This window comes from Yinghuangia sp. YIM S09857 (genome assembly GCF_051388915.1).
In the GTDB taxonomy this organism is placed as follows: domain Bacteria; phylum Actinomycetota; class Actinomycetes; order Streptomycetales; family Streptomycetaceae; genus Yinghuangia.
Genome location: NZ_JBPKBH010000003.1, coordinates 129,428 through 154,189 on the forward strand (window position 1 = coordinate 129,428; position 24,762 = coordinate 154,189).

The 24,762-nt window shown below is 72.1% G+C and carries 23 protein-coding genes; 6 read left to right on the top strand and 17 right to left on the bottom strand.

The features are described 5' to 3' along the window. Both ACRX5S_RS06600 and ACRX5S_RS06605 read right to left on the bottom strand, forming a co-directional pair. Positions 1-573: aminotransferase class III-fold pyridoxal phosphate-dependent enzyme (locus ACRX5S_RS06600; RefSeq protein ID WP_436771821.1), on the bottom strand; the 573-nt coding region annotated here is incomplete at its 3' end. A 114-nt stretch (positions 574-687) separates the two neighbouring features. Further along, positions 688-1,977: an adenylosuccinate synthase gene (locus ACRX5S_RS06605; protein ID WP_436771822.1), complete on the bottom strand. Its 1,290-nt coding sequence runs from the start codon at positions 1,975-1,977 to the stop codon at positions 688-690. A 122-nt stretch (positions 1,978-2,099) separates the two neighbouring features. Here ACRX5S_RS06605 and ACRX5S_RS06610 point away from each other — a divergent pair, with 122 nt between their 5' ends. Next, a complete protein-coding gene (locus ACRX5S_RS06610) occupies positions 2,100-3,122 on the top strand; it encodes a diacylglycerol kinase family protein (RefSeq protein WP_436771823.1) in 1,023 nt (340 codons plus the stop codon). A gap of 229 nt (positions 3,123-3,351) precedes the next feature. Here the strand turns inward: ACRX5S_RS06610 and ACRX5S_RS06615 are convergent, their stop codons facing one another. Then, on the bottom strand, positions 3,352-3,768 hold the full coding sequence (locus ACRX5S_RS06615) for a DUF3151 domain-containing protein (RefSeq protein WP_436771824.1): 417 nt from the start codon (positions 3,766-3,768) through the stop codon (positions 3,352-3,354). Positions 3,769-3,902: 134 nt separating this feature from the next. Here ACRX5S_RS06615 and ACRX5S_RS06620 point away from each other — a divergent pair, with 134 nt between their 5' ends. Next, entirely contained in the window at positions 3,903-4,160 is a 258-nt protein-coding gene (locus ACRX5S_RS06620) for a hypothetical protein (protein WP_436771825.1), read from the top strand. 219 nt (positions 4,161-4,379) lie between these two features. On the opposite strand, the gene fbaA is transcribed toward ACRX5S_RS06620, so the two are convergent. Next, positions 4,380-5,402 carry a class II fructose-bisphosphate aldolase gene (gene fbaA, locus ACRX5S_RS06625; RefSeq protein WP_436771826.1) on the bottom strand — a complete coding sequence of 341 codons (1,023 nt, stop codon included), beginning with the start codon at positions 5,400-5,402 and terminating at the stop codon, positions 4,380-4,382. A gap of 229 nt (positions 5,403-5,631) precedes the next feature. Continuing rightward, positions 5,632-7,011 (bottom strand): FAD-dependent oxidoreductase, encoded by a 1,380-nt coding sequence (locus tag ACRX5S_RS06630; protein WP_436771827.1) that lies wholly within the window; start codon positions 7,009-7,011, stop codon positions 5,632-5,634. 103 nt (positions 7,012-7,114) lie between these two features. Here ACRX5S_RS06630 and ACRX5S_RS06635 point away from each other — a divergent pair, with 103 nt between their 5' ends. Continuing rightward, positions 7,115-7,801, top strand: coding sequence for a DedA family protein (locus tag ACRX5S_RS06635; protein ID WP_436771828.1), 687 nt, complete (start codon positions 7,115-7,117; stop codon positions 7,799-7,801). A 99-nt stretch (positions 7,802-7,900) separates the two neighbouring features. On the opposite strand, the gene ACRX5S_RS06640 is transcribed toward ACRX5S_RS06635, so the two are convergent. The 5 genes from ACRX5S_RS06640 to ACRX5S_RS06660 form a co-directional block, all read right to left on the bottom strand. Then, positions 7,901-8,902, bottom strand: a complete 1,002-nt coding sequence (locus tag ACRX5S_RS06640) for an LPXTG cell wall anchor domain-containing protein (protein WP_436771829.1) — start codon at positions 8,900-8,902, stop codon at positions 7,901-7,903. A 334-nt stretch (positions 8,903-9,236) separates the two neighbouring features. Continuing rightward, complete coding sequence (pyrE, locus tag ACRX5S_RS06645; RefSeq protein WP_436771830.1) at positions 9,237-9,776, bottom strand: orotate phosphoribosyltransferase; 540 nt, start codon at positions 9,774-9,776, stop codon at positions 9,237-9,239. A gap of 44 nt (positions 9,777-9,820) precedes the next feature. Continuing rightward, positions 9,821-10,516 (bottom strand): CoxG family protein, encoded by a 696-nt coding sequence (locus ACRX5S_RS06650; RefSeq protein ID WP_436771831.1) that lies wholly within the window; start codon positions 10,514-10,516, stop codon positions 9,821-9,823. A gap of 96 nt (positions 10,517-10,612) precedes the next feature. Beyond that, entirely contained in the window at positions 10,613-11,467 is an 855-nt protein-coding gene (locus ACRX5S_RS06655) for a hypothetical protein (RefSeq protein WP_436771832.1), read from the bottom strand. Beyond that, entirely contained in the window at positions 11,464-11,961 is a 498-nt protein-coding gene (locus ACRX5S_RS06660) for a DUF2617 family protein (protein WP_436771833.1), read from the bottom strand. Before ACRX5S_RS06660 ends, ACRX5S_RS06655 begins: the two co-directional genes overlap by 4 nt. Positions 11,962-12,322: 361 nt before the next feature. Between ACRX5S_RS06660 and ACRX5S_RS06665 the strand changes: the two genes are divergently transcribed. Further along, complete coding sequence (locus tag ACRX5S_RS06665) at positions 12,323-13,504, top strand: pyridoxal phosphate-dependent aminotransferase (RefSeq protein ID WP_436771834.1); 1,182 nt, start codon at positions 12,323-12,325, stop codon at positions 13,502-13,504. Between the two features lie 98 nt (positions 13,505-13,602). Here the strand turns inward: ACRX5S_RS06665 and ACRX5S_RS06670 are convergent, their stop codons facing one another. Together ACRX5S_RS06670 and ACRX5S_RS06675 are read right to left on the bottom strand one after the other, a co-directional pair. Then, positions 13,603-14,085, bottom strand: a complete 483-nt coding sequence (locus tag ACRX5S_RS06670) for a YbjN domain-containing protein (RefSeq protein WP_436771835.1) — start codon at positions 14,083-14,085, stop codon at positions 13,603-13,605. A gap of 111 nt (positions 14,086-14,196) precedes the next feature. Continuing rightward, on the bottom strand, positions 14,197-15,279 hold the full coding sequence (locus tag ACRX5S_RS06675) for an RNA ligase (ATP) (RefSeq protein ID WP_436771836.1): 1,083 nt from the start codon (positions 15,277-15,279) through the stop codon (positions 14,197-14,199). Between the two features lie 70 nt (positions 15,280-15,349). Between ACRX5S_RS06675 and ACRX5S_RS06680 the strand changes: the two genes are divergently transcribed. Next, positions 15,350-15,715 carry a cupin domain-containing protein gene (locus ACRX5S_RS06680; protein ID WP_436771837.1) on the top strand — a complete coding sequence of 122 codons (366 nt, stop codon included), beginning with the start codon at positions 15,350-15,352 and terminating at the stop codon, positions 15,713-15,715. A 240-nt stretch (positions 15,716-15,955) separates the two neighbouring features. Here the strand turns inward: ACRX5S_RS06680 and ACRX5S_RS06685 are convergent, their stop codons facing one another. From ACRX5S_RS06685 to ACRX5S_RS06695, 3 genes are all read right to left on the bottom strand, one after another. Further along, positions 15,956-17,230, bottom strand: a complete 1,275-nt coding sequence (locus ACRX5S_RS06685; protein ID WP_436771838.1) for a hypothetical protein — start codon at positions 17,228-17,230, stop codon at positions 15,956-15,958. 155 nt (positions 17,231-17,385) lie between these two features. Continuing rightward, positions 17,386-17,901, bottom strand: a complete 516-nt coding sequence (locus ACRX5S_RS06690; RefSeq protein WP_436771839.1) for a SigE family RNA polymerase sigma factor — start codon at positions 17,899-17,901, stop codon at positions 17,386-17,388. Positions 17,902-18,405: 504 nt separating this feature from the next. After that, the gene (locus tag ACRX5S_RS06695; protein WP_436771840.1) at positions 18,406-19,602 is read right to left on the bottom strand and encodes a citrate/2-methylcitrate synthase; all 1,197 of its coding nucleotides are present in this window, start codon (positions 19,600-19,602) and stop codon (positions 18,406-18,408) included. Between the two features lie 159 nt (positions 19,603-19,761). Between ACRX5S_RS06695 and ACRX5S_RS06700 the strand changes: the two genes are divergently transcribed. Beyond that, entirely contained in the window at positions 19,762-21,054 is a 1,293-nt protein-coding gene (locus tag ACRX5S_RS06700; RefSeq protein ID WP_436771841.1) for a citrate synthase, read from the top strand. A 185-nt stretch (positions 21,055-21,239) separates the two neighbouring features. Here the strand turns inward: ACRX5S_RS06700 and ACRX5S_RS06705 are convergent, their stop codons facing one another. Next, a complete protein-coding gene (locus ACRX5S_RS06705; protein WP_436771842.1) occupies positions 21,240-21,812 on the bottom strand; it encodes a dihydrofolate reductase family protein in 573 nt (190 codons plus the stop codon). Between the two features lie 212 nt (positions 21,813-22,024). Further along, complete coding sequence (gene clpB, locus ACRX5S_RS06710; protein WP_436771843.1) at positions 22,025-24,646, bottom strand: ATP-dependent chaperone ClpB; 2,622 nt, start codon at positions 24,644-24,646, stop codon at positions 22,025-22,027. Positions 24,647-24,762 lie beyond the last annotated feature (116 nt).

A 24,762-nucleotide genomic window follows, 5' to 3' on the forward strand; every position in this document is an offset into this window, starting at 1 on the left:
CTCCTCGGCCTCGGTGGCCGCGTGGAACGGCGAGCGGTAGGCGTACGGCCCCCAGAAGTGCACGATGCCGGACACGCCGGTCTCGTTCGGCCAGCGACGCGGGTCGCCGGTCAGGGCGATCGCGTTGGCGGTGGCGCCGTGGTACGAGCGGTACGTCGAGAGCACCTTCTGCCGACCCGTGTGCAGGCGGGCCATGCGGATCGCGTTCTCGTTGGCCTCCGCGCCGCCGTTCGTGAAGAACACCCGGTTGAGGTCGCCGGGGGCCAGGCCGGCGATGAGCCGGGCGGCCTCGCTGCGCGCGTCGTTGGCGAACGCGGGCTGGATCATGCAGAGCTTGTCGGCCTGCTCCTTGATCGCCGCGACGACCTTCGGGTGCTGGTGGCCGATGTTGGTGTTGACCAACTGCGACGCGAAGTCGAGGTAGCGGTTGCCCTCGTAGTCCCAGAAATAGGACCCCTCGGCGCCCGCGACCGGCAGGGGGGTGATGAGTCCCTGCGCGGACCAGGAGTGAAAGACGTGCGCGCGATCTGCTTCGTACACGGCCTTCCCGGCCGCCGGGTCCACAGTGCTCATGGCGCACAGCCTAAGGAGCGGACAAGCCTCCGGAAACCGGCACTCTGACAGCCGTTCACCCCCGGAGCCGACAAGGTGTCAGCCCCAGGAGTGAACGACAACAACCGATAGGCGCTAGTTGTCCAGGAACGAGCGGACCGAGATGGTCTGTTCGCGCCCGGGGCCGACGCCGATCGCCGAGATCGGCGCGCCGGACATGTCCTCCAGGGCCTTGACGTACGACTGCGCGTTCTTGGGCAGGTCGTCGAAGGTCTTGGCCTGGGTGAGGTCCTCCGACCAGCCCGGCAGCATCTCGTAGACCGGCTTGGCGTGGTGGAAGTCCGACTGCGACATCGGCATCTCGTCGTGCCGCACGCCGTCGATCTCGTACGCGACGCACACCGGGATCTGCTCCCAGCCGGTCAGCACGTCCAGCTTGGTGAGGAAGAAGTCGGTCAGACCGTTCACCCGCGTCGCGTAGCGCGCGATCACCGCGTCGAACCAGCCGCAGCGCCGGTCGCGGCCGGTCGTCGTGCCGAACTCGTGGCCGATCGTGCGCAGCCGCTCGCCGTCGTCGTCGAGCAGCTCGGTCGGGAACGGGCCCGAGCCGACGCGCGTCGTGTAGGCCTTGAGGATGCCGATGACCCGGCTGATCTTGGTGGGCCCGATGCCGGACCCCGCGCACGCGCCGCCGGAGGTCGGGTTGGACGACGTGACGAACGGATACGTGCCGTGGTCGACGTCCAGCAGCGTGCCCTGGCCGCCTTCCAGCAGCACGACCTTGTCTTCGTCGAGCGCCTTGTTGAGGATGTACGTCGTGTCGGCGACGAAGTCCTTGAGCGCGTCGGCGTACTCCAGGTACTCGTCGACGACCGCCTGCACCGACAGTTCGCGCCGGTTGAACATCTTGACCAGCATCTGGTTCTTGTCGCGCAGCGCGCTCTCGACCTTCTGCTGGAGGATGCCGGGGTCGAAGAGGTCCTGGACCCGGATGCCGACGCGGTTGATCTTGTCCGCGTACGCCGGACCGATGCCACGGCCGGTGGTACCGATCTTCCGGTTGCCGAGGAACCGTTCCGTCACCTTGTCGAGCGTGCGGTGGTAGGGCGTGATGAGATGCGCGTTGCCGGAGATCAGCAGCTTCGACGTGTCGACGTCGCGCTCCTGAAGCGTGCGGATCTCCTGGAGCAGCACACCGGGGTCGACGACGACCCCGTTGCCGATGACCGGGGTGCACCCCGGGGTGAGGATGCCGGAGGGCAGAAGGTGCAGCGCGTACTTCTGGTCCCCGATGACAACCGTGTGGCCGGCGTTGTTGCCGCCCTGGTATCGGACCACGTAGTCGACGGAACCGCCGAGCAGGTCGGTGGCCTTCCCCTTGCCCTCGTCTCCCCATTGGGCACCGACGAGCACGAGTGCGGGCATGAGGCGTACACCCCTTCCAGGCGGGGCATGTTTGTTCACGGGAGCCCCGGAAAGTCCAAGCCCCTTGACGCCTGCGCGCAAGGGGCTCTTGCGGGGAGAGGTTACCTGAGGAAGGACGACCGGTGTCGGCCGAGCGTGCGCTGCTCGTGATCACGGACCCTGCGGCACGCTCGGCGGACGGCGAGTCCGTCCGGGTCGCCCTCGACGTTTTGCGGGCCGCGGCGCCCGCCAAGATCGTGGTTCCCGGCGATTCGGCGGAGCTCGAACGGGCGCTCGCGCGCCGCGGCCGTCGGCGTGTCGTGGTGGTCGCGGGCGACGGCGGCGTGCACTCCGTGGTCCGCGTCCTGGACCGGTGCGGCGAGCTCGCGGAGACGCCGCTCGGCGTCGTGCCGGTGGACACCCACCCCGGCTCCGACCACGGCCTCGCCCGGGCCCTGGGACTGCCCGCGGAGCCCGCCAAGGCGGCCCGGGTGGCACTCGGCGACCACGATCGGGCGCTGGACCTGCTGCTGGACGATCTGGGCGGCGTCGCGCTGCGCTCGGTGCGGATCGGCAACGGCGTGCGGGCGATCCGGAACGCCTCCGCGGCGGGCCTCGCGGTACGCAAACCGTGGCGCTCGATCTGGGACCGCGCGGCGCACACCGTGTCGTCCGCGGTCGGCCCGGCCGGGCACCGGCTGCGGGTCGAGGCGGACGGCCGGGTGGTCGCGGACGTCGACCGGCCGCTGTTCTCGGTGCACGTCGGATGTGACGATTGCGACACCGGCCCGGGGCGTGTCGCCGCCGCACCCGAGCTCCCGTCCGTAGCCGTGCAGGAACGGTCCGTCAACATCGACGGGACGGGTCGGCCGTCGGCCACGCGCACCGAGCCGGCGACCGGGACCGCGAACGTGATGATCACTCCGTTCGCCGCGGGCGGCCGCTTCGGCCTCCCGGCCCAGACGCGCGGCACCGCGCGCCCGGCGGACGACACCGCCCCGGCACGCGGCCCCATGCTCGAACTCCGCGCCCGCGAGATCACCGTCTGCGGCCCGGACTTCACCTACGAAGCCGACGCCATGGCCACCGGCCCGGTCCGCCTCCGGACATGGACGGTACGCCCCGCGGCTTGGCGCCTGTACGTCCCCCAACCGGCCCCGGGCTGACCCGCCCGGAAGGGCGCCCCTCACCGGACTGATCGGGCGCCGTTGAGGCCCCGGTGAGTCACGAGGCCCGGACGCGGGGCCCGGAAACCAGGCCGGAGACCGCGGCCGGAGACGGAAACGGAGACGCGGCCGGAGACCGGGACGCGGCCGGAGACGGGGGCCCGGAGCGGGAGCGTGTCCCCGGGCGCCCAACTGGTCTGGTCCTGCGGCCGATTCGGCCGTCCGTCCCTCAGCCCTCGAACAGGTCCGCCGCGGTCTTGCTGCTGTCGCGCAGGAAAAGGGTGCAGCGCACCTGCTCCTCCTCCTCGCCGATCGCCCCCGCGGCGCGGGCCAGGGCGTTGAGGGCGCGCAGGAAGCCCTGGTTGGGCTCGTGCTCCCAGGGGACCGGGCCGTGGCCGCGCCAGCCGGCCTTGCGGAGGGCGTCGAGGCCGCGGTGGTAGCCGGTGCGGGCGTACGCGTACGACTCCACCACGCTGCCCGCCTCGAACGCGCGGTCGGCGAGCGCGGCCCACGCGGCCGACGACTTGGGGTACTTCGCGGCGACCTCGGAAGGGTCGGTGCCGGAGGCCAGGAGCGTCCGCGGCTCCGGCTCGTCCGGCAGAAGCGTCGGGTCGGGGCCGCCGAAGAGGTTCTGGTCGATGGTCATGCCCCCATCCTGCACCGCGCCGCACACCCCGGCCCGCACCCGGTTCCGGTGAACCCCGCGGTCGCGGCGCTAGGGTCGGCGTGCGTACGACCGGTTCAGCCGCGGTGCCGCGGTTCGGCAGTCATAGGGGAATCATGGACACGCGGCCCGGCCGCACGCGGGCCTCCGCCCTCGCTCTCACCGCCGTTCTCGCCGCGTCGCTGGCGCTCACCGCGTGCGGCGGCGGCAAGGACGCCGAGGACCACAAGGACGGCGGCAACAAGCGGCCGCGGCCCGGCTCGTCGGCCGCCGCCGCCCCGCGCGACAGTGCCGTGCCGGTCAAGCCGACGAAGAAGGACCCGCGCGGCGTCCCCGGTGCCCCGCAGAACGTCCCGATTCCCTGGCGCCGTTGACGCACCGGGGGGGGGGATNAGTGCCGTGCCGGTCAAGCCGACGAAGAAGGACCCGCGCGGCGTCCCCGGTGCCCCGCAGAACGTCCCGATTCCCTGGCGCCGTTGACGCACCGCGGCCCGGCACCCCCCGAGGGCGCCGGGCCGCGCAAACGTTCCTCCGGCCTTGTGCGCGACCGCGGTTCGCGATCCGCACCGGTGCCGGAGCTACCTCAGAAGGGGCTACTTCAGCCGGTTGCCCGCGGAGCGCAGGTCCTGGCAGGCCACGACGACGCGCTCGGCCATCGACGTCTCGGCGGACTTGCCGTACGAACGCGGGTCGTACTGCTTCTTGTTGCCCACCTCGCCGTCGACCTTGAGCACACCGTCGTAGTTGCGGAACATGTGCTCGGCGATCGGACGGGTGAACGCGTACTGCGTGTCGGTGTCGACGTTCATCTTCACGACGCCGTAGTCCACCGCCTCGCGGATCTCCTCCAGCAGCGAGCCGGAACCGCCGTGGAACACCAGGTCGAACGGCCGCTCCTGGCCGTACTTAGCGCTGACCGCGTCCTGGATGTCCTTGAGGATGGACGGGCGCAGCTGCACGTTGCCGGGCTTGTAGACACCGTGCACGTTGCCGAAGGTGGCCGCGAGCATGTAGCGGCCCTTCTCGCCGAGGCCGATCGCCTCGACGGTCTTCAGCGCGTCCTCGGGCGTCGTGTAGAGCTTGTCGTTGATCTCGTTGTCGACGCCGTCCTCCTCGCCGCCGACGACGCCGATCTCCAGCTCCATCACGATGCGCGCGGCGGCGCACTTGGCGATGAGCTCCTGGGCGATGGTCAGGTTCTCGTCCAGCGGCACCGCGGAGCCGTCCCACATGTGCGACTGGAACAGCGGGTCGAGGCCCTTCTTCACGCGCTCGGCCGAGATGTCGACGAGCGGACGCATGAAGCCGTCCAGCTTGTCCTTCGGGCAGTGGTCGGTGTGCAGGGCGACGTTGACCGAGTACTTCTCGGCGACGACCTTCGCGAACTCGGCGAAGGCCACCGAACCGGTGACCATGTCCTTGACGGTGGTGCCGGACAGGAACTCCGCGCCCCCGGTCGACACCTGGATGATGCCGTCGCTCTCCGCCTCGGCGAAGCCGCGCAGCGCCGCGTTGAGGGTCTGGGAGGAGGTCACGTTGATCGCCGGGTAGGCGAAGCGACCGGCCTTCGCCCGGTCGAGCATCTCGGCGTAGACCTCGGGAGTTGCGATGGGCATGCGTATGGCTCCTCGTCAAACGAGCGTGCGGCGGATATGAGGGTTTCGACACGGATGGCCGTATCACCGCTTGGCGCCCATCCTGGCAGACCTGTTGGCGCGTGACACCCTCCTCCCCCCGGCCCCGTGCACTGGGAATGTGCCCCGCAACCCGTGCCGGGACACGGCCGGGTTCCCGGACGCGACCCCTCGTGCCGTACGCGACAGCCGTGCCGGCGGGCGGTCCGCGTCAGGCGCCGGCCAGCCGCTGCCCGGCCTTTCGGGCGGCGACCAGGATCGGATCCCACACCGGGGAGAACGGCGGGGCGTAGCCCAGGTCGAGGGCCGTGACGTCCTCGACCGTCATCCGCGCGGTCAGCGCGACCGCGGCGACGTCGATGCGCTTGGCGGCGCCGTCGCGGCCGACGATCTGCACGCCGAGCAGCCGGCCGCTCACCCGTTCGGCGATCATCTTGACCGTCATGCGCTGCGCGCCGGGGTAGTAGCCGGCCCGGCCGGTCGACTCGATCACCGCGGTGACGTACGAGAAACCCGCCGCGTCGGCGTCGTGCTCGCGCAGCCCGGTGCGGGCGATCTCCAGCTCGCAGACCTTGCTGACCGCGGTGCCGACGACGCCGGGGAACGTCGCGTACTCGCCGCCGATGTTCATCCCGGCCACCCGGCCCTGCTTGTTGGCGTGGGTGCCGAGCGGGATGTGCCGGAAGCGGCCGGAGACCAGGTCCAGCACCTCGACGCAGTCGCCGGCCGCCCAGATACCGGCGTGGCGCGGGTCGCCGCCCCACACGCGCATGCGCAGGTCCGTCCGGATGCCGCCGCTGTCGCCGAGCGGCAGTCCGGCGTCGCGGGCGAGCGCGGTGGCCGGGCGCACCCCGGTGCCGAGCACCACCAGGTCCGCCGGGTACGAGCGGTCGGCCGTCGCGACCGCGCGCACCCGCCCGTCCGGACCGGCCTCGACCGCCTGGACGTCGGCCCGCGTGACGACGTTGATCCCCATTTCCTCCATCTGCCGGTGCACCAGGACGCCCATGTCCGGGTCGAGCGTGGACATCGGCTGCGCACCGCGGTCCAGAACGGTGACGTCGAGCCCGCGCAGCTTCATCGCCTCGGCCATCTCGATGCCGATGTAGCCGCCGCCGATCACGACGGCGTGGGTGAGCGCGGGGTCGAGGGCGTCGATGAGCGCCTGGCCGTCGTCGAGGGTCTGCACGCCGTACACGCCCGGTGCGTCGATGCCGGGCACGGGAGGGCGTACCGGCGTCGCCCCGGTCGCGATCACGAGCTGGTCGAAGCCGATGCGGTCGGTGGCCCCGGTGTGCACGTCGCGGACGGCCACCTCGCGCCGGTCCAGGTCGATGCCCTCGGCCTCGGTGCCGAGCCGGACGTCCAGCCCGCGTTCGCGGTGCACCTCCGGCGTCCGGGCCACCAGCGCGTCGGCGCCGTCGATCAGGCCGCCCACCCAGTAGGGCACGCCGCACGCCGAATAGGAGGTGTGCCGCCCCCGCTCCAGGACGACGACCTCCAGGTCGTCCGGTCCGCGCCGCTGCCTCGCCTGCGAGGCCGCCGACGCGCCGGCCGCGTCGCCGCCGATCACCACCAGTCGTTCCGCCATGTCTCCGCTCCGCTCCTCGATCCGCCCCGCCGGGTGATCCCCCGAACACCGTGCGGGTGTACCGGCTTCCACGAGAGGCCCCGAACAGGGCTACCCTGCCCAGGTGGACTCCCTCGCTGTGAACGTGCTCGACGCCACGTCACTCATCTCGACGTTCGGACTCATCGGCATCCTCGCGATCATCTTCGCGGAGACGGGCCTGCTCGTCGGGTTCTTCTTCCCCGGCGATTCGATGCTCTTCCTCGCCGGTGTGGCCGCCTCCAGCTCGGCCGAGAAGGTCGTCGGCACGAGCCTGCCGCTGACCTGGCTGCTGATCGGCTCGCCGCTGTGCGCCATCGCGGGCGCCCAGCTCGGCCACTTCATCGGCGCCAAGGCCGGCCCGAAGATGTTCAACAAGCCGAACTCCAAGCTGTTCAAGAAGGAGTACGTCGACAAGGCGGAGCACTACTTCGAGAAGTTCGGCCCCGCCAAGGCGGTGGTCCTCGCGCGCTTCATCCCGATCGTGCGCACGTTCCTGAACCCGGTCGCGGGCGTCCTGGAGATGCCGGCCCGGAAGTTCTTCGTCTGGAACGTGGTCGGCGGCGTCGTGTGGACCGTCGGCATCATCCTGGCCGGGTACTGGCTGGGCGACGCGATCGGCGACAGCATCGACAAGTACCTGCTGCCGGGCATCGCGGTGATCGTCCTGGTGTCGCTGCTGCCGATCTTCATCGAGGTCTACCGCGAGCGGAAGGCGAAGAAGCGCGCCGGCGACGTGGCCGAGCCCGCCGAGGAGCCGGTCGGCAACTGACCTCGAGGCGTCCCGCACGACACGGAACCCCACGACGCGAAGGCGCCCCCGGCCGATTCGGCCGGGGGCGCCTTCATGTGCGTGTCACGTACGCCCGGATCAGGCGGCCGCGGCCCCACCGCTCTTGCGGCGGCGCATCACCACGAGCAGCCCCGCGCCACCGACCAGCGCGACGCCGCCGACGATCGCGATGGTGGTGGCCGACGAGTCGTCCCCACCGGTGTTCGCAAGCTCCTGACCCGGCTTGGTCGGCTTCGGCTTCGGCTTCGGCTTGGTGCCGTTGTCGGCCGGCTTGGGCGCGTCGTCCGTCTTCACGATGTGGAAGACGTAGAAGTCGCTCAAGGATTCGATGGAGGCGAACTCCTGGTCGTTGACCCAGGCGACGCTGCCCAGCACGCCCACGCCGACGCCGAGCGGCGCGGACGGGGTGAGCGACACGCGGACCTTGACGTCGAGCGTGGCCTTCTTGCCGACGCTGTACGGCGACTCGTAGACGTAGAAGCCTTCGTCGTCGATGCTCCAGCCGCCGCCGATGACGCCGTAGACGGCGTTGCCCTCGGAGTCGACGTTCGCCAGCTTGGCGGTCTGCCACTTGCCGTCGCGCAGGTACTCGATCTTGACGTGCTCGGCGCGCAGCGTCCCGCCGACGGTCTGGAGGTAGATCTCCGGCGAGACGTCGATCGCCTTGTCGGTGTTGTTCGTGACGACCGCGCTGAACTCCTTGGCCGCTGCGCCCGGGACGAGCTTGGCCGGGAAGTTCCGGAAGGTGACTGAGGTGCGCTCGTCGCCCTTCTGGTCGTTCGGGAGGACCGTGCCCGCGGCCGGCGGGGCCGGTGCGTCGGCCTGCGGGGTGACGGACGGCGACTTGACCTCCGGCGCGGGGGTCTTGTCGGTGGCGGCCGTCGTGGTCGTCGTGGTGGCGGTCGCGGTCGGCGTGGTCGTCGCCGTGGCGTCCTTGGTCGGCGTGCTCGTCGCCGTGGCCGTCGCGGTGGGCGTCGGCGTGGCGGTCTCGTCGGCGAATGCGACCGGGGCGGCGAATATGGCCGCGGAGGACGCGAGGGCCGTGACCGCGGTCACGGCGAGGCTGCGGCGCAGCGTCATGGTGAAAAACCTCGGGGATTTCGGGGACAACGAAATAGCCGGGCCAAAACGGGCAAAACACCCGCGGCGCGGCACGGAAATGCAAAGGCACCGCCGTGCGCGGAATTATCGGACGCGCGTTAAGCGGTGGCCTGCGGGGGCGTCGACGCACGCCCGCTCCACGACCTGACGTCGATCGCCGTGGTGGCGAGACGGGACAAAGGAGCCGATCGTGGGCATGCTGGAATCCCCCGTGCGAATACCGGACCCAACCCACCGGTGCGGGAGGAGGCCGGACCCTGACCTTATCGGACGTTTGTGAATTGGCAATGGGGGATAAAAGAATTCCGCGTGATCAGCCGAGTTCGAGATCGCTGAGTGAGTACGCCGTCACATACGGCAGTCCCGCGGCGGCAATTGCGGGGGCCGCGCCGCGTTCCACGATTACCGCGACGCCGACGACTTCGGCGCCTGCCTCGCGGAGGGCTTCTACGGCGGTCAGGACGGAGCCGCCGGTGGTGGAGGTGTCCTCGACGGCGAGCACGCGGCGGCCCGCGACGTCGGGGCCCTCGATGCGGCGCTGGAGGCCGTGCGCCTTGCCGGTCTTGCGGACCACGAAGGCGTCGAGCTTGCGTCCGCGGGCGGCGGCGGCGTGCAGCATGGCGGCGGCGACGGGGTCGGCGCCGAGCGTCAGGCCGCCGACGGCCTCGTAGTCGAGGGACGCGGTCGCGTCGAGCATGACCCGGCCGACCAGCGGTGCGGCCTCCGCGTCCAGCGTCACTCGGCGCAGGTCGACGTAGTAGTCGGCCTCCTTGCCGGAGGACAGGGTGACGCGGCCGTGCACCACGGCCTTGTCCTTGATCTGGGCGAGAAGGGCATCACGGTCGGCGCTCATGCCGGAAAGAGTAATGGGCGGCCGGGACGCTCCCGGTCAGCCGGTCAGTCGTCGTCGCGCCGGGCCGCCCTGCGGACGCGGCGCGCACGCACCGCGCGGCGGGCCAGGAACGCGCCGACGAGCAGCGCGGCGGGCGGGGCGAGCCTGCGTACCAGCGGCTTGGTCCGCGAGCTCTCGGGGTCGGGCGCCGGGACGACGACCGTGCGGGGCCGGGACTCCACGACGGCCGGGGCGGCCTCGGCCGACGCGGCCGGGCGGGCGGCGGCGACGTCCGGCAGTTCCTGGTCGCGGACCGGCGCCAGCTCCTCGGTGAGGGCCGCCCCGAAGCGGTCGGCCAACCGGTGCCAGGCGGCGGACAGTTGCTCGGGCGGCAGCTCCGCCGTGCGGCCCTGCGCGCTGAGCGTGCCGTCGAACACCAGTCGGGTGGACGGGCCTTCGTCGTCCAGGCGGATGGTGAGCACGGCCTTGACCGGCGCCTCGCCGCGCGCCTCCACGCCCTCGGCCGTCGCCACGACGGCAAGCGGCTGCTCGGCCTCGGCGACGGCGGCGACGCCGCGGTACGTCACGGTCGTGCCGCCCGCGCGCAGCCGCAGCCTGCCGGACAGGTAGGGGCCTTCGCCCTCGTGACGCGGCGGCTCGTCGCTGGAGAGCCCCGGCACGCACTCGGCGAGCCGTGCCGCGTCGTGGAAGACGCCCCAGACGAGCCGGACCGGAATCGGCACCACGACCTCGTACGGCATGGGTTCGTCGTCCTCCTCCGCCTGCGGGCGTCGCGGAGACAGCGGGTGCTGCCGCCACGAGCACAACTGTGCGACACCCCGACACCGAGAGGAAGCCTACGCACCGGTACTACATGTGTACGAGCACTTCGGCCCGTCGCTCTCGCGCGTCGTCGCGGGCGGATCCGGTCCGAACCCCGCGGCGCAGGCGATCAAGGCGAGCGCAGAGACCACCAGGACGCACATCCGGGTACGGGCGCGTCGGTCCAGGTCGGCCCGGAAGAGCCACAGCACCACGAACGTGCCGACCAGCGCGTTGACCGCGCCGACCAGCGCGACCGTGCCCACCTGGCCCAGCGTCGGCAGCAGCAGGAAGGGGAACAGCAGCCCGCCGCCGAGCGCGCCGACATAGTCGGCGGCGAACAGGTCGGCGACCGCGTCCCCGGCGTCCTGCTGCCGGATGCGCTGCACGAGCGTCATGAGCAGCGGGATCTCGGCACCGACCAGGACGCCGGTCGCGACGCACACGGTGAGCATCGTCAGGCGGTAGAGGCCGAACACGTGCGCGCCCGTGTAGACGACGGTCACGGACGTGCCGCCGACCACCGCGAGCGCGCTCTCGACGACCGCGAACGCCTCGGCCGGGCGGTGCCCGAACGGCTTTGCCGCGAGCGCGCCCAGGCCCATGGAGAAGACCATCACGGACAGCACGACGGATGTCTCGGCCACCGGGTCCGGGCCGAGGCGGCCGCCGAGCGCGACCAGGGCCAGTTCGTACACGAGCCCGCAGGCCGAGCAGACCAGCACGGCGGCGAGCACGAGCCAGCGGGCCGCCCCCGGCGGCAGCGGCAGCGACTCCGCGGCCCCCGCCGAACCGGGCTCGGACCTGCGGTGGCGGCCTCGGGGGCGTCCGGCGACCTGGTACGGACCGGCTCCCTCGTTCTGAAACGGTGTCAGGTCCGGCGGACTCACGTCGCCCGGCTGCGCGTGCTGACGATGCGCCGCTCCTGCGGGTACGTGTGCCAGGTCGACCAGCAGAGGGCCGACCCGCGGCGCTCGGCGACTATCGCGGTGACCGCGAACGGCTCGCCCGGGTACGCCCCGACGATGCCGCCCGGGTGCCCCTCGGCCTCCGCGAGCAGGGCGCGCACCCGGGCCTCGAAGTCGTCGGCGGGCAGCGTCTCGGCGAGCGAGGTGAACTCGTAGTCCCAGCCGTCGACCCGCTGCGCGGCGCGCGCCGGGAGGGGGGTGCGCTGTTCGCCGAGGCACGCGACCGTCTCGGAGCAGACGCCGTGCGCGGAGTGCACGAGCACCTGATGGGACGCGCCCAGAAGGCGCAGCTCCATGCGCACGCCGCCCAGGTCGAGCGAGCGCAGCGCGAGCGGCCGCAACGGCCCGAGGCCCAGGTACCAGCCCAGGGCGTCGGCGCGGGTGTCGGAGTAGGTCGTCCTCAGTTCGGCATGCATCGCTTGGTAGGCACAGGGGGTCGGGGGCACGGGGAATGACCGGGCTCCGGCCTGTCGGGCGGAGGGCTCGGCGGGCACAGGCCGTCAGGCACGGCGGTTCGGGAGGTGGCAGGTCTTGGCGGATGGACGGTCTTGGCGTAGCCGTCGGGGGCCCGTGGGACGGGCGGAACGGGGTTCGCTTCACCGTAGGGGCTGACCGCCTCGCCGTCGTCACCCGTGACGGTGAAAGATGTTCACTCGTGTGGGTGAAAGCTGGACCGTTGGCAGCGCACTGGTCGAGGATCGCCGGAGATCCCGGCAGGGCCGGTACGCGCCCAGTCAACGGCGACCAGACCCGATCAGAAGAGGAAGTGGTGCCACCGTGGGCCGACCGCTGCTGAACCGCCGTCTGGACGGCCTCGGCACGACGATCTTCGCCGAGATGTCAGCGCTCGCCGCGCGGACCGGCGCGATCAACCTCGGGCAGGGGTTCCCGGACACCGACGGCCCGGACGAGATCCGCGAGGCCGCCGTGGCCGCGCTGCGCGACGGGTACAACCAGTACCCGCCCGGCCCGGGCGTCCCCGATCTGCGGCACGCGATCGCGGAGCACCGGCAGCGCTTCTACGGACACCTGGACGCCCGGGCGTACGACCCGGACAGCGAGGTCCTGGTCACCACCGGCGCCACCGAGGCCATCGCCGCCGCGCTGCTGGCGCTGGTCGAGCCGGGCGACGAGGTGATGGCGCTGGAGCCGTACTACGACTCGTACGCGGCCTGCATCGCGATGGCGGGCGGCGTGCGCGTCGGCGTCCCGCTGCGCCCGCCCGCGTTCGACCTCGACATCGACGCGCTGCGCGCCGCCGTCACGCCGCGCACGCGCCTGCTGATGCTCAACACCCCGCACAACCCGACCGGCAAGGTGCTCACCCGCGAGGAGCTCACCGCGGTCGCGGAACTCGCGGTCGAGCACGACCTGCTGGTGATCACCGACGAGGTCTACGAGCATCTGGTGTTCGACGGCGAGCACATTCCGCTGGCCACGCTGCCGGGCATGCGCGAGCGGACCGTGACGATCAGCTCGTCGGGCAAGACGTTCTCGTTCACCGGCTGGAAGATCGGCTGGGTCTGCGCGACGCCCGAGCTGGTCGCGGCGGTGCGGACCACGAAGCAGTTCCTGACGTACGTCTCCGGCGGGCCGTTCCAGCCTGCCGTCGCCAAGGCCCTTCGCCTCCCCGACGAGTACTACCAGGGCTTCGCCGCCGACATGCGGGCCAAGCGCGACGTGCTGGTCGCCGGTCTGGAGGCCGCGGGCCTCACCGTCTACCGGCCGCAGGGGACGTACTTCGTCACCACCGACATCACCCCGCTGGGCTTCGACGACGGCCTGGACTTCTGCCGCAAGCTGCCCGAGCTGTGCGGCGTCGTCGCGGTCCCCGAGAAGGTGTTCTTCGACGACACACCCGAGTCCCAGAAGATCGGACGCCCGCTCGTGCGCTTCGCGTTCTGCAAGCGCGAGGTCGTCCTGCGCGAGGCGGCCGAGCGACTGGCCACTCTGCGCTGAAGCGCGCAAGAGGGCGGCCCCGGAAGGGTGCCGCCCTCTCGATGGTGCCGTGCGGCGGCCGGGGGCTCTCGGCCGCCCGGACGCGTTCGCCTCCGCGCTCAGCTCTCCGGCGTCTCGGGCGCCGGAAGCTGCTCCGCGAGCCAGTTCGAGAACGAGATGCAGGTGCTGACCCACGCGCGCGTGGTGAAGACGAACAGCTCGCGGTTGATGCCCGGTTCGAGGTCGAGCTGGGTCTCCGCGATGATGCGCAGCCGCCCGTCGTCGTGGACGTGCGTGTACGCCTTCGGCCAGAAGTACTGCCGGTGCCAGTCGTCCAGGACCTCAAGGATGCGCGGCTTGTCGGTGACATCGAACTCGCGGTCGAGGAACATCCGGACCGTGTAGATCTCGGAGCTCTCGCCCTTGAGCATGAAGTAGATGCGGAAGCCCTCCCACGGAGCGCCGATGTCCCCTTCGTCGTCGACGAAGTGGTTGATTTCGAGCTCGGTGAGGACCTGCTTGATCAGCTCCTGCGTCGGCCGGATGACCGGGGTCGCGGGAACGAAGTTCGGCCTCGGGATCGAGGACGGGTCAATGCTCATTACATTCCTCTCCAGACGTCTCCCGGCCATCCTCTCCCATCCCGGCGCCGCCCGGTGACTCCGGTCACAGGACGTCACCAGGCGTTTCCCGGAGGTAAAGGACACTCCCCCTCACTCGTACTCTGTTCCGCCCTTTCGGGTCAGGTAGCCGTCGGACACGAGCTTGCCGATCGCCCGGCTGCCGGTCACGTCGCTGCGCCGCTCGCGGGCGGAGCGTACGACCAGGCCCTCGCGCAGGTGGGCCGCCGTCCCGGACACCGTCTCGCGGCCCTCGGCGAGGGCGACGAGCGCGGCCTCGTCGTACGGCCCGGCGTACAGGCGCGGTACGACGGGCAGCTTCACCGACAGGCCGCCCAGCACGTCCGACAGTTCCTCGGCGTCGACCCAGCGCAGCGCGCCCGAGGCGTCCGAGAACGACACGTCGAAGACCGCGTAACCGGGCAGTTCGGCCCCGCCGCGGGCCCCGTACCCGAGGTCCTGGACACCCTGCCCGTAGACCTCGCCGAAGATCCCGACGCGCTCCGCGCCGAAGATCGCGGCGAGCTTGGCGGCGGCCTCGGGGACTCGGTGCCCGAGCACGGCCCGCCAGTACAGGTTCTTCTCCGAGCGGGCCAGCGCGAGGCCCTTGCCGCCGAAGCCCTTGGAGGACACGAAGTCCCCGTCCCGCGTGAAGGTGTAGAGGCAGGCGGTGCCGTGGATCTTCTCGGTGGCGACCACCGGCTCACCCGGCGCGAACACGTCCGGGTAGCGCTTGATGTTCTCGATGTCGATCCACGGCAGGAGGTCGGGCGCGGCCACCACGTCGCCGCTCATGTGCACCGGGATCGGGGGCACCCACTTGACGATCCCGAGGTCGGCGGCGAAGTCGGCGGCGTCGGCGTGTGCCGCGGCGAGGTCGGTGTCGGCCAGCGACCGCGGGCGGCAGACGATGCCCTGGGACAGCTCGCCGCGCAGTCGGATCGCCCGGACGCGGTTCCTGGCGGAGCCCGCCAGCTTTCCGGTCAGGCCGAGTTCGTCGATGAGCTCGTCGGGGAGCACGGCCTGCTCGGGGATGTAGACGGCCCAATCGCCGTCCCGGTACTGGCCCTTGGCCACGACGGCGCGGTACAGCCCGACCTGCGCGAGTTCGAGCGCATCCGCATTGGGGTGGGTGTGTATGGTCAACCGCTCGGCGGTGACCCGCAGTGTGGACATGTCCGCAGCGTGACACCCGGACGGACCCCCCAGCCAACGCTTTTCGGCGCTCCGGGGTGATGATGGCGGCATGCCCGACTTCATCGAGAAGCCGACCGTCGTCGAGGCGGCCGGCAACATCCCCAAGATCATTCGCGAGTACGTGGGCCGGGTCAACACCGGTGAGAGCGCGCTCAGCATCGCCCACATGAGCTCGCCCGGCGGCTGGGAGGAACCGGGCCAGACCCCGGAGTTCGACGAGTACACCGTGGTGCTGCGCGGCGTCCTGACCGTCGAGTACCAGGGCGGCGTGCAGGAGGTGGCGGCGGGCCAGGGCATCCGCACCAAGGCCGGCGAGTGGGTCCGCTACAGCACGCGCGGCGCGGACGGCGCGGACTACGTCGCCGTGTGCGTGCCGGGCTTCGCGCCGGAGACGGTGCACCGCGACGACGCGTAGTCCGCGCGGATCGGCCATCGTGCGCGGCGGCGCACGGCCCGTGCGACGTCCCGGCGAGGACCTTGTCCGCGGCGGCGGATGGCCCGCGCCGCGCTGCCCGCAGGGGCGCCGAGGGCGGACGGCCCGGGAGCGCAAGGACGAGCAGCCGGGCCGCGAGGGACCGGCCGCTCGTCCGTGTGCCGCGCGGCTCCGTGCCCCGCGTGCGGTTTTGTGTGTCGCGTGTGTCGCGGGCGGTCCGGGTCAGACCGAGAGCCAGCGTTGGTCGGTCACGAGCTCCCGGAGCTGGGCGAGGTCGAGCGCGGGTGCGGTACGTGTGGGCTCGGCGGCCTCCGCGTACGAGTTGATCGACGACGCGACGACGCGGAAGCCGTCCGGACGCAGCAGGTCGGCCGTCCACACCACCGCGTCGCCGCCCTTCTCGGACGGCCGCTTCAGCAGCAGGACGCGGGTGCCGTCGGCCAGCGTCTCGGCCTCGCAGAACGTCGACTCCCGGCCCAGGGCCTCGCAGTTGTGCGCCGGCCCCAAGGCCGCCGTCATGTCCCGCTGCACGTTGACGCCCAGCGCCGACCTGCCCTTGCCGTCGTCCACGATGAACGAGGCATTGCCGGTCTGTGCGAACTCGTCGGAGATCGCCGCCCCGGGCGGGGCGAACATCTTCAGCAGCCCGAGGATCTCGGACGTCCCCTGCGCGGGCGGCGGCGTGGCCGGGGGGAGTCCGCTGCCGACCGCGGCGATCGCGGGGCCCCACGTGTCGCTGGTCGCCACGGCCTTGATCTGGTCCGTGGTCAGGATCGGGTCGACGGGGCTCGACGTCTCCTTCTCGCCCCCGCCGCCGTAGACGTGGACCGTCACGAGGACGCTGTTCGGGCGGAAGACCTGGACGTACCAGTCCTTCTGCCCGGTGTTCTTGCTCGGGTACGTGAAGTTCTGGACCGTGGCCACGGTCGAGCCGTCCGGCAGCGTCTCGCTGCTGCACCGCACGTGCGGGGCGACCTGCGGGGGCGGGCAGACGGGCGCCTCGGTGTGTCCGCCGATGGTCACGGCGACGCCGGACGCGCCCTTCGTGTTCCGGTAGAGCAGCTTCGCGCTCGCGTCGCGGCGCGGCTGCCCCGCCTCGGGCTCGGTTCCGCGGGAGGTCTCGTCGGAGTACGAGCCGCCGGGCGGCAGCACGCTCTTGAGGTTCGCCAGCATGTCCGCGGCGCTCACGTGCGCGGGCGGCGCGCTCGTCCCGGGGGTGACGGGCGCAGTACTGGCCGCTCCCGCGACGGGCACCGAGCCGTCGTCGTCGAGGCCCACGACCGCGTACGCCCCGCCGAGCGCCACCGCGACCAGTGCGGCCACCGAGACCCCGACCTGGATGCCGCGGACCCGGCGCAGCCGCCGTCCGCGCCGGTGGCCCCGGGCGATCAGGTCGGTGCTGGGCCCGGGGAAGTCGTGCGAGACCGCGCGCAGCGCGCCCGGGAGACCGCGCTCGAAGTCGCTGTCCCCCTCGTCGTTCCTGGGGTGTTCTGGCATGGTCGGTCACCGTTCTCCGGGTTCACCGGTCGTCTGAGGGTTCCGCGAGGCGGCTGGGGTGGTGGCACGGGCGCCGGTGCGGGCCGGACGCGAGGGCCGGGCGGGGCATGGCGATTGGACACGGGAACTGGGCGGGGTCCGGGCGTGGGCCCGGATCAGCACTCGGCGAGTTGCGGGAGCTGGTCGCCGAGCAGGCGGCGGAGGCGCCGAAGTGCGCGCAGCGAGCGCACGCGTACCGTTCCCGGCGACATGCGCAGGACCTCGGCGGCCTCCTCGACCGAGCGGTCCTCCCAGTAGCGCAGGATCAGCACCGCCCGGTCCCGCTCCGGCAGGCGGGCGAGCCCGTCGAGCAGCGTGAGCCGCAGGCCGGGATCGTCCGCGGCGTAGGCACGGTCCGGCAGAGAGCCCGTCGGCATCTCGCCGGAACTGCGTTTGCGCCGGTAGGACAGGAACGTGCGGACGAGGATCGCGTCGGCATAAGCGGACGGCGAATCGGCCGCGCTGACGCGGCGCCACGACACGTACACCTTGCCGAGCGTCTCCTGCACCAGATCCTCGGCCAGGTGCCAGTCGCCGGTCAGCAGGCACGCGATCCGGAACAGGGCGCCGCTGCGTGCAGCGGCGAACTCCAGATAGTCCGTGTCCGCCGCCGCTTTCCCCGTGCCTGCCACAGGCCTCCCCCTTCCGTTGTACGCATGGGAGAGTCCTCGGTCGCCCGATTGCGTTACACCGCCGCCGGAGATTTTCCGCAGGAGATTTCCGGAGCCACTGTCTACCGGACATTTCGGCCGGTGCCCAGGCCCTGCGGCCGCGGCCGGAAAACCGAAGCCGCCCGCGGCACCGGGGCTCCGGGCGCGGGCGGTCGGCGGGCCTGCGGGTCGGCGGGCTTGCGGGGCTGCGGGTCGGCGGGTCGGCAAGGACGGACGGCGAGGAGGGACATCGAGCAGGGACGGGGCGGCGGTCGCACGCGAGTCGCGGACGCGTGGGGCCGCGCGTGTGGGTCCGCCATGGCGAACCCGAGCACGCACGTGCGCAGCCTCGGGCACGCCCCATGGACAGGATGCGCGGGCCTCGGGCCGACAACCGCCCCGGCGAGCGAAACCGCAGCCGAGGCAGGACGCCGGTCGGACGCGGTCCGCGATCAGATGCCGACCGTAGGCCGGCGCCCGACTCCGTCACGCGTCCGCGGGGACCCTTTGCGGCGCCGGGGCCCCCACGTAGCGCGCGGCGGGGCGGATGATCTTGGAGTCGGCGGCCTGCTCAAGTGCGTGGGTCGTCCAGCCGACCACACGGCTCGCGGCAAACGTCGGGGTGAACATGTCGCGCGGCAGTCCGCACAGTTCCATGACGACGCCCGCCCAGAACTCGACGTTGGTGTGCAGTTCGCGGCCCGGCTTGAGGTCCGCCAGCACGGCGACCACCTCGCGTTCGACCTGCGCGGCGAAGTCGACCAGCGGGCCGCCGAGGTCGTACGCGATGCCCCGCAGCATGCGGGCGCGCGGGTCCTCGGTCCGGTAGACCGGGTGCCCGAAGCCCATGATGCGCTCCCCGGCCAGCACGCGGTCGGTGATCCACGCCCGTGCCCGGTCGGGCGTGCCGATCGCGTCCAGCGTGTCGAGCGCGCGGCTCGGCGCCCCGCCGTGCAGCGGCCCGGTCAGCGCGCCGAGGGCTCCCGCGACGCACGACGCGAGGTCCGCGCCGGTGGACGCGATGACGCGCCCGGTGAAGGTCGAGGCGTTGAAACCGTGGTCGACGGTCGAGACGAGGTACGCCTCGACGGCCCTCGTGCGCGCCGCGTCCGGCTCCGAACCGGTGGCCAGGTAGAGGTAGTTGGCGGCGTAGCCGAGGTCGTCGCGCGGCTCCAGCGGCCGTTCTCCGCGCTGGAGGCGGTGAAGGGCGGCGATCAGCGTCGGCACGACGGCGGCGAGCGCGAGGGCTTCGTCCTGTCGGCGGCGCGCTGTGGCGTCGTACAGCGGCCCCATGCCGTACGCCGCCGCCACCAACGGCAGCAGCGCCTTCAGCCCGGCCAACGGCCCCCCGCCTCGCGTCGCGTCGGCCACCGGGCCGAGTAGCGGCAGCACGGTGTCCGGTACGCGTCGCAGCGGCGCGACCTCGCGGGCGAACCGGCCCCGCTCCACGGCGTCCGGCAACGCGCCACGCAACATCAGGTGCCAGACGTCCTCGAACACGCGGTGCTCGGCCAGGTCGACGGCAGAGTATTCGCGGTAGTGGTAGAAGCCCTCGCGGCCGCGTACGTCGCCGATCGCGGTGTCGGTGACGACGACTCCGGCGAGGCCGCGCGGCACCTCGACGACGGTGTCGCGGCGCGGTCCGGAGGGCGATGCGGCGGCCCGTCCTGCGGTGGCGGACATGGCGACCCCCTTGGGTTCCGGGCGGATCCCGTCCCCGGGCCGGGTCGGCGCGGCGGGCGGGTCCTGGGCGAATCCCGCTGGTTCCGCGGGTACTTGCGACTCTCCCGGTCAATCTTGAGGACGTCAACATTGATCGAGTCAATGTGACAACCTGGGGGCATGGTTTCCAGCGCCGGACAGCCGCAGCGACAGCCGCAGAAGCAGCCGCGAGGACAGACGCAGGAGCAGGCCGAGGGGCCGCACCGGCTCACCGCCGACGCGGTCGCGCGCCGACTCGGCGTCAAGGTCGAGACGGTCTACGCGTACGTCAGCCGCGGCCTGCTGACCAGCGTCCGGGCGGAGGACGGCCGCACCAGCCTGTTCGCGCCCGACGAGGTCGACGCGGTCGCCCGGCGAGCGGGCCGCGGGCGCGGCGGTTCACCCGCCCTGGAGGAGGTCCGCACCGCCCTCACGCTGATCCGCGACGACGACCTGTTCTATCGCGGCGTCCCCGTCTCGCGGCTGGTCCGCACCCACGGCTTCGAGGCGGTCGCGGCCTGGCTGTGGCACGAGGCCCTGGACGCCGACGAGGTGTTCGAGGCGGACGCCGCCTCCCTCGCGGTCGCCCGCGCGGCCGTCGGGGTGCTCCCCGCGTCCGCGCGCACCATCGACCGCATGCGCGTCGCGGTCGCCTCCGCGGCCGCCGTGGACCCTCTGCGGTACGCCACCGACCCGGACGCGGTGACGGCCACCGCCCGTTCGCTGCTCGCCACCATGGTCGAGGCCCTGCCGCTGTCGGGCGACGGCCCGGCCGCCGACCCGGCCCCGCCGACGCTCGCCGCGCGCCTGTGGCCCCGGCTGACCGTACGCCCGCCCTCCCCCGCGACGCTCGCCGCGCTGGACGCCGCCCTGGTGCTCACCGCCGACCACGGCCTCGCCGCGTCCACGACGGCCGCACGCATCGCGGCTTCGGTGCGGGCCGACCCGTACTCGGTCGTGCAGGCGGGGATCGGCGCGGTCGACGGCCCGCACCACGGGCTCGCGAGCGCGCTGGCCTACCGTCTCCTCGCCGAGGCGCACGCGTCCGGCGACCCGGCGGGCGTGGTGTCGGAGCGGCTGCGCTCCCGCATCCCGGTTCCCGGGTTCGGCCACGAGGCCGGGGTCTACCGGCAAGGCGACGTCAGGGCGCGCGAGTTGCTGGCGCTGCTCCGCGAGATCCCGGAGGCGGGCGCGGTCATGCGCACGGTCGACGCGCTCGCCGACGTCATGTCCCGGCGGCCCGCGCTGCGCCCCAACATCGACCTGGCGCTCGCCGCGCTGGCGTTGTCCTGCGCGATGCCGGCCGACGCGGGCGAGGGCGTCTTCGTGGTCGGGCGCACCGCGGGATGGATCGCCCACGCGCTGGAGGAGTACCAGGCGAAGCCGCACCGGTTCCGGCCGGCGGGCACCTACACGGGGCCGCGGCCGGACTGAGCGCGCCGGGTCTCGGTCCGGGACACGGGCTTCTGCGTGCGCCCGGTTGCAAACACGGCGTGGGCTCGGCGTGAGCTCGGCGTGGGATCAGGTCCGAGCCCCGGTGTGGGCCTCGGCGTGAGCGCCCGTACGAGCCGCCGTGCGAGCTTTTGCGTGAGCCCCGGCGCGAACCGCGGCCGCCCGAATCAGCGGACGACCTCGAACACGTTCTTCTGGATCCCGTTGGCGTACGCCTCGTGCTCGACCAGCTTCAGCATCTGGCCGTCCTTGTCGGTGCCGCTGAACAGCCGCTTGCCCGCGCCCAGCAGGATCGGGAACACCATCAGGTGGTACCGGTCGATGAGGCCCGCGTCGGAGAGCGCCCGGTTCAGCGTCGCGCTGCCGTGCATGATGATCGGGCCGCCCTCGGTCTCCTTGAGCGCCGCCACCTCGTCGAGGGTGCGCAGGATGCTGGTCGGGCCCCAGTCGGAGACGAGGTCGCCTTCGGCCAGCGTGGTCGAGACCACGTACTTCGGCAGGTCCTTGTAGCGGGCGAAGTCCTCCATACCAGGCCACACCGGGCTGAACGCCTCGTAGCTCACCCGGCCCAGGAGCATCGCGGCGGCCTCCTCCTGCTCGCGGGCCTTGATCTCGTAGGCCTCGGGGAGGAATTCGATGTCCTTGAAGGTCCAGCCCGAGTTCCGGTAGCCGGGCTCGCCGCCGGGAGCCTCCACGACGCCGTCGAGCGAGACGAAGGCGGAGCTGATGAGGGTACGCATCGCAAGTTCTCCCAGGTGTCCGTGTGTGGCCGCGCACGGAACCGTTGGTGGCGTGCGGCCGGCTGCTTCAGTCAACGCCTTCTTGGACCGGCATGCCCGCGGAAACTCATCGGTCCCGCAGAAATGTTCTTCCACACCTCACAGACGACGCGAACGGGCCCACCGCGGCATCCGGCAGTGGGCCCGCAAGCGAACAACTGGTCGGCCGAGCCTCAAAGGCTCTTCGCGGCCGCCCTCTCGTTCTCCTTCTGCGCGGTGACCGACAACTTGTCGTGAGCCTCGTCCAGGTCCACGACCACGGTGTCGCCGTCCGCGATCTCCCCCGCGAGCAGTTCGCGGGCCAACTGGTCGCCGATCGACGTCTGCACGAGGCGGCGCAGTGGGCGCGCGCCGTACGCCGGGTCGTACCCGGTCAGGGCCAGCCACTCGCGGGCCGCTTCGGTGACCGTGAGCGCGATGCGCCGGTCGGCCAGCCGCTGCCCCAGCCGGGCGACGGACAAGTCCACGATGTGCGCCAGTTCGCCGGTGCCGAGGGCGTCGAAGACCACCACGTCGTCCAGCCGGTTCAGGAACTCCGGCTTGAAGGACGCCCGGACGACCTCCAGGACGCGGGTCTTCTGGTCCGCGGGGTCCAGGGTCTGGTCGACCAGGAACTGCGAGCCGAGGTTCGAGGTCAGGATCAGCACGGTGTTGCGGAAGTCCACCGTGCGCCCCTGACCGTCCGTCAGGCGCCCGTCGTCCAGCACCTGGAGCAGGATGTCGAAGACCTCCGGGTGCGCCTTCTCGACCTCGTCCAGCAGCACGATGGTGTACGGCCTACGCCGCACCGCCTCGGTCAACTGGCCGCCCTCCTCGTACCCGACATAGCCGGGCGGCGCGCCGACCAGGCGTGCCACCGAGTGCTTCTCGGCGTACTCGCTCATGTCGATGCGCACCATCGCGCGCTCGTCGTCGAACAGGAAGTCGGCGAGGGACTTGGCCAGTTCGGTCTTGCCGACGCCGGTGGGGCCGAGGAAGAGGAACGAGCCGGTGGGGCGGTCGGGGTCGGCGATGCCGGAGCGTGCCCGGCGCACCGCGTCGGAGACGGCGGCCACCGCGGTCGTCTGGCCGATGAGGCGCTTGCCGATCTCCTCCTCCATGCGCAGCAACTTGCCGCGCTCGCCTTCCAGTAGGCGGCCGGCCGGGATGCCGGTCCACGACGAGACGACGTCGGCGACGTCGTCCGGGCCGACCTCCTCCTTGACCATGGACGCGGTGGCCGCGGTCTCGGCGGTGTGCGAGGCCTCGGCCAACTGCCGTTCCAGGGTCGGGATCTGGGCGTACATCAGCTTGGACGCGGTCTCGAAGTCGCCGTCGCGCTGGGCGCGTTCGGCCTCGCCGCGCAGGTCGTCGAGCTGCTTCTTCAGCTCGCCGACCTTGTTGAGGCCGGCCTTCTCCTGCTGCCAGCGGGCGGTGAGGGCGCTCAACTGCTCCTGGCGGTCGGCGAGATCGCGGCGGATCTTCTCCAGGCGCTCCTTGCCCGCCGGGTCGGACTCCTTCGCGAGCGCGAGTTCCTCCATGTGCAACCGGTCGACCGCGCGTTGGAGTTCGTCGATCTCGACCGGGGACGAGTCGATCTCCATGCGCAGGCGCGACGCGGCCTCGTCCACCAGGTCGATCGCCTTGTCGGGCAGGAAGCGCGCGGTGATGTAGCGGTCGGAGAGCGTCGCGGCGGCCACCAGCGCGGAGTCCGCGATCTGCACCTGGTGGTGCGCCTCGTACCGGCTCTTGAGGCCACGCAGGATGGCGATGGTGTCCTCGACGCTCGGTTCGCCGACCAGCACCTGCTGGAAACGGCGTTCGAGGGCGGGATCCTTCTCGATGTGCTTGCGGTACTCGTCGAGCGTGGTGGCGCCGACCAGACGCAGTTCGCCGCGCGCGAGCATGGGCTTGAGCATGTTGCCGGCATCCATCGCGGAGTCGCCGGTGGCGCCCGCGCCGACCACGGTGTGGAGTTCGTCGATGAAGGTGACGACCTCGCCGTCGCTGTCCTTGATCTCGGTCAGCACGGCCTTCAGGCGCTCCTCGAACTCGCCGCGGTACTTCGCGCCCGCGACCATCGCGCCGAGGTCGAGGGCGATCAGCCGCTTGCCGCGCAGCGATTCGGGGACGTCGCCGGCCACGATGCGCCGGGCCAGCCCCTCGACGACGGCGGTCTTGCCGACGCCGGGCTCGCCGATCAGCACCGGGTTGTTCTTGGTCCTCCGGGACAGCACCTGCACGACGCGCCGGATCTCCGCGTCCCGCCCGATGACCGGGTCGAGCTTGCCGTCGCGGGCCTCCTGCGTCAGGTCGCGGCCGTACTTCTCCAGCGCCTGGTACGTGCTCTCCGGGTCCTGGGACGTCACCCGCGCGCTGCCGCGCACCTTGGTGAACGCGTCGAGCAGCGCCTGCGGGGTGGCCCCCTGCGCGCGCAGCGCCTCGCCCGCCGCGCCGCCGGTCTCGGCGATGCCGACCAGGAGGTGTTCGGTCGAGATGAACGCGTCGCCGAGCGCCTGGGCGCGCTCGCCCGCATCGTTGAGCGCGGCCAGCGTCTCGCGCGCGAGCTGCGGCGCGGCCACCGTCGAGCCCTGCGCCCGCGGCAGCCGGTCCAGCACCTGTTCGGCGGCGGCCTTCACGCGGGTCGGTTCGACGCCGAGGGCGGACAGCAGCGGAATCGCGGTGCCCTCGGGCTGTTCGAGCAAGGCCAGGAGTAGATGCGCGGGCTCCACCTGGGGGTGCCCGGACGCCGCCGCCTTGCGTACGGCAGTGGAAAGACCCTCCGCGGCCTTCGTGGTGAGCTTGTTGGCATCCATGTGCGCGCTGCGACTCCTTCTCTCTCTCCGGCTCGCCGGTGTTGCCCGGTCGCTCGTTGCCCGGTCACTCCATGCCCGGTCTCTTGTTCCCGGTCCGGGGTTCCGGTCTGTGGTTC